1 protein-coding gene and 1 pseudogene are annotated in these 476 nt (G+C 62.0%); both read left to right on the top strand.

Annotated features, from left to right (window positions below; genetic code table 11):
* A pseudogene (locus AC1DY7_RS31265) lies at nt 1-188 on the top strand (DUF732 domain-containing protein); the annotation flags it as partial.
* A 13-nt stretch (nt 189-201) separates the two neighbouring features.
* The coding region (locus tag AC1DY7_RS31260) for a DUF5078 domain-containing protein (protein ID WP_477497640.1) at nt 202-476 on the top strand (275 nt) is incomplete at its 3' end.

Here is a 476-nt window from a genome sequence, read left to right as displayed (position 1 = left end):
TGGTCTGCAAACGACTCACCAACAACGTCGACCACACCGCCTTCGACTCCGCAAAATTCGTCGGCGCCAACCTCGACCGCCACAACACCACCGAACAGAACTGGCAGTTCCTGGGCTCCGCCCTGAACTACTACTGCCCCGACAAACGCGCCATCCTCGACCAAGTCGCCGCCGACCAACGGCACTGAACGGAGAATCCTCATGGTCCGCAAAACAATTCGCATGGGCCTCGCCGCAGCAGCCCTGGCCGGCGCCATCACGACAGGCATCGCCACCTCCGCCGTCTCTTCCGCCGATGCGACCGACGACTACCCCATCCCCAACCGGATCCTCAAAACCCCCTGCACCGCAGAACAGATCATGGCCGCCGCCCGCGATGTGGAACCCGTCTACTACGAGCGCTACATGATCGACTACAACAACAAACCCGCCGGCGACCAACAAGGCGCCCAAGACCGCATCCACTGGTTCTTCTC

Source organism: Mycobacterium sp. P2_H7 (assembly GCF_056403275.1).
Note: the sequence above shows the minus strand (reverse complement) of the source record. Positions and strands in the feature narration are given on the sequence as shown.